The organism is Enterococcus sp. DIV1304_2 (genome assembly GCF_050555445.1).
GTDB classification, from domain to species: Bacteria; Bacillota; Bacilli; order Lactobacillales; family Enterococcaceae; genus Enterococcus_B; species Enterococcus_B pernyi.
This window is the reverse complement of the sequence record NZ_CP187856.1, coordinates 1-4,147: the sequence shown is the minus strand read 5'-3', so window position 1 is coordinate 4,147 and position 4,147 is coordinate 1. Positions and strand designations below refer to the sequence as shown.

5 protein-coding genes are annotated in these 4,147 nt (G+C 36.9%); all 5 read right to left on the bottom strand.

Annotation, left to right across the window (positions count from 1 at the left end; all coding sequences use genetic code 11):
* Positions 1-446 precede the first annotated feature (446 nt).
* Entirely contained in the window at positions 447-1,853 is a 1,407-nt protein-coding gene (locus IGJ14_RS15330) for a plasmid recombination protein (RefSeq protein ID WP_002333830.1), read from the bottom strand.
* A 220-nt stretch (positions 1,854-2,073) separates the two neighbouring features.
* Complete coding sequence (locus IGJ14_RS15325) at positions 2,074-2,436, bottom strand: hypothetical protein (RefSeq protein WP_002298418.1); 363 nt, start codon at positions 2,434-2,436, stop codon at positions 2,074-2,076.
* 3 nt (positions 2,437-2,439) lie between these two features.
* The gene (locus IGJ14_RS15320; protein ID WP_002333831.1) at positions 2,440-2,748 is read right to left on the bottom strand and encodes a hypothetical protein; all 309 of its coding nucleotides are present in this window, start codon (positions 2,746-2,748) and stop codon (positions 2,440-2,442) included.
* A gap of 8 nt (positions 2,749-2,756) precedes the next feature.
* Entirely contained in the window at positions 2,757-3,176 is a 420-nt protein-coding gene (locus tag IGJ14_RS15315; protein WP_002292671.1) for a hypothetical protein, read from the bottom strand.
* Positions 3,173-4,147: a replication initiation factor domain-containing protein gene (locus IGJ14_RS15310; protein WP_002326821.1), complete on the bottom strand. Its 975-nt coding sequence runs from the start codon at positions 4,145-4,147 to the stop codon at positions 3,173-3,175. Before IGJ14_RS15310 ends, IGJ14_RS15315 begins: the two co-directional genes overlap by 4 nt.

The window sequence follows — 4,147 nt, the reverse complement described above, 5'->3', positions numbered from 1 at the left end:
ATTTTGTTCCTCCTCAAAGAAAAAGAGACTTCTGGAAAGAATTTTCAAAAGTTCACGTAACTCTTAAAAATTCATTACCAAAAAATCTCTAGTCTTGAAGAAATCTAAAAATATTCGTATAATGATTAAGAAGTTACGGAGCTAGTGCGATTAGTTTCCGTAAAGGTCGAGAACGTTGGTAGCGTTGCTCGACTATTTTTTTACTCTTTTTTCAGTTCATTTGTTTGCTAACTCAATAATAGCACTTCTCTTTAGCTATGCAAATATCCAAAAAATAAAACCGCACCCTTTGAAAAGGGCGCCCCCAAACTTCGCTAACGCTAGGTTGGCCAAAAAATGGACTGGCCATTTTTTAGCAAATGTCAGCTTAATAGGCTAGTGGTTTAGCCGTCAACTCCTTATCCTCGGCACAAACCGCCTCCGGTACCGTTGACTGCACATCGTAACTACCACTCGATCTCATCTTCAGAACGCTCTAATTTACGCTGTGAGACGTTTTGACGATAAAATAAGGTTTTCTCCTGCTCTAACACTTCTAATTCCTCAGAAAGCCCCATATCCTTTTCTGCAAGACCAAAACGGATAGACAAACGAGTGATCGATTTTTGAAATGCGTTTTTTAATCGCTCTAAACGCTGGCGTAAAGAGCGATTTTCTTCTTTCAGCTTTTTATTTTCCACTTGTAAATCTGCTAATTGTTTTCTACCAGACAAATGACGCTCTTCTTCCAATGTAGCTACATACTCATTTAATTCTGTATTTTGCTCAAGCATCTGTAAATATTGCTCACTCATGTTATCAGCATTTCTCTTGGCATTTGTTGCTCTCGTAGCTCGTTGATACAAATCAACAAAATCATTCCCAGATAAATGATACGAACCATCAGGAAGCCTCTTGAAACTTTCTAAAGGAACAATATCTTTTTGGAAAATGACCGCCATCTCTTTTTTTACATTCAGCATATTTTTCTTCTCTTCTTCAATCTTCACTCTCTCAGAAGCCACCAGAGCCTTTTCTCGCTCATTTTCTTCTCTTTGCCTAGAAATATACCTCAACTCATCAGAAACGCTCTCACGCTCTTTTACGGCCGTTTGACGCAATTCTGAAATCTCGCTCATGATTTCTTTATATTCGTGAACATCTTTGATTTTGTTAGTACCGACTAACTCACGCTCCCAACCAAAATCTGCCATCAAACGTTCAATTGACTCAACTTCCTGATTCCTAAAATTATTCCAAATCACTCGACCATTCTCTTTATCTGCTCGTAAACCCTGCTGTTGCAAGGCTTTGTTAAAACTTGGTTGCTTTTGAACACCCCGTTTATACCCTTCAGCAACAGGAACAATATTCAAATGCAGGTGCGGACTTACTTCGTCATTATGAATAACAGCATTGTAGACGGATAAATTAGGATTCCGTTCTTTAAATTCTTTGAAATATTCAACTAAAATTTTGTTGGCAATCACTCGATTTTGTTCTGCTTGTTGTTCCGATATTCCAGTAGAAGAACCATCATCACGAGTAGTACGAAAATCATCAAGAGTACCAATTTGCACGATAAATTCTCGCTGTGGTTCCAATTTTTTATCCTTGCGAACCTTTGCTAAATAGTCCTCGATTTTTCTATCGGCTCTTTTCTGCTTTGCATTATATTTTTCTACGGCTTCACCGAATAATTCTTCATATTTTTCACGAATATTTGTTTGTTCTAAATAGATATTTTCATCCGATTTTGTGAAATCAATATGCTTATGCCAGTCATTGATTTTTTGGCTATCAGTTAACTCACGATTATTATGAGAAATGCTTGTATTCTTTGTTCCCTTTTTGAACGAAATACTGAACCCCAAGTTAAAACCCTCCTTCGGCTGTCGCTAATAAAAAGAGTGTAAACCTTTCTGTTACTCTTTGTCAAAGAGTAACATTTTCCTAATTGTGACATGGCTGTCACAATTCCAAATGCTCTCCGAGGGTATTCGCTGTCACAAGTGACAACGAAAAAAGGAGCCGAAAGCGTGTCACGCTCTCAACTCCTTTTACGCTTTATTTTGCTTCACGCAAAATAATCGCTTATCGTAAATTCACGTCATTAAATATTGACGTAAATTTACTCTCACTCATCTGACTTTTCTTATTCGGTATCACTCCGAATAAGCCGTCAGATTCATCGGGATAATCTCGTTCGCTTGGCGCTGATTTTTCATCAGCAAGCCACTCATTATCCACTGATTTTTCGTGTTGCTGATCGTCAGAAATCGACGATAGCCACCGCTCAAAATCAGCAAAAGTTTCAAACCCAAAACGCTTGCGAAGAGCCTTGCCCATTGCAGCATTTTCTTTCTCAATCAAGCGTTTTTTCTGTTGGCGAAGTTTCGCTTGTTCTTTTTTTAATTTTTCTTCTTGCGCTTTAATATCTGCTAAAGTCATTCCCATAAACTACATCTCCTTTTCTTTGGAATTAATAACGGAAATTTGGTTTAACTGCATAACATGACTCATTAATTTCAACCAAAATTCTTTTTCTGATTCATCAGTTGTTTGCGCTAAATGCTTATGAACAAATTCATTAGTCAAAACTGAAGATTTTGCTAAATCAGCATTGATAACCGAGTTGAGAACATCCATAATTCGTTCAAGCATTTCACTATAATTATCTTCATCCGGCAAATTCAAATAATCAGCTAACCGTTCATACATCAATTCAATTCTATCGACTGTTTCTTCTCTCAAATCAATTTTATCCATGTCACACCTCACTTCCAGAATTGCCACCATTTTCGATTTTTTAATTCTTGATTTTCTAGTAACAACTGATCGTTTTTTTGTTGCTGAAGCAGGGTCAATTTTTGTTGATCACGAATCATTTCTGTTAATTCAGAAATATGTTTGTCCTTCTCAGCTAATTGATCACGCAAAAACTCATTCTCTTTTTCTAAAGGAAAATCACTGCCTGTGTTATTGACCGGTAATTGACCAGTCAATTGATCACTTTTTGACCGATAAATTGACCGAACAACACCAATCAACTCTTTATCTAGCATGATAATGCCATTTTCTTTATACTGAGCAAGGTCAAACCCTGAATTGACCAGTTGATTGCGCACTGTATTTTTCGATACACCCAATTCGTCAGCAAGATTTTTTATGGTCATTTTTTCTACTGGATTACTCATTCAGCACCTACTTCCGTTACATCAAGTCCTTGGAGCCATGTATCTAATTCTCGTTTCAAATCGTCTGCCGATTCCGCAAATGACTCTCGCAAATGATTCGTCAATTCATCATTTTGACTTTCTTGCTTCAACAAATCCCTGTATTTTTTCTTTGTATTCTTAGCTAGATTTCCCCACTCAGAATGATCATAAAGCAAACCTTTCACCATAATCCGTTCAGTAACTTTAGTATTTGGCGGAAAATAATGTGGACTAGCAAAGCTATCCAAACTTTCATGAACCATCTCATGCCAATCAGTTGCTTTTCCCCTTCGTAACTGCAATTCTAGTCGCCACCATGTCGTTATTTCCGGCGGAACAATTTTACGTTTTCTTTCTTGTTCCAATTTTTTATTGTACATTCGAATTTGTCGTTCACTGGCACGACTACCCCAATATGCCGTTTCTAACTTACCAGAACGCCCATAAATTGGTTTAAAAGACACAGGATCAACTACACGATACTGACTAACAAAGTCATCGGGAATATCTACAATATCGCAAGCAATATCCGCACGTGAAAAATGAGGTTCTAGAAATAAATCATGAATGAAATTTTTCATGGAACCTGATAAAAATTGATTGATTTTATTAGGATTAAAGTCAATCCGCCCTTTTCCTTCATGAAATTTAAGAATCTCAATATAAGCTATATTTTCCTCGTGTTGGTCTAATAATTGCCACCCATTATTCCCAACAGCTTTTAAATAACCATTGCCTTCGTTCAAACGCATAAGCTGTTCAAAATTTAAAATCAACACATCATTTGGAGTGTGATAATAAATATTTTCTTTCAGTTTTCCGACTATGGTAATTCGGTCAATTGACCACTGCATTTTTAAGGGAAGGGTCAAACTTTGATACTTTAACCGCCTGTTAGAAATGCGGTTAAGTTTTTCCCACTCATTCACGATCGTGCCACGTTTACTCAA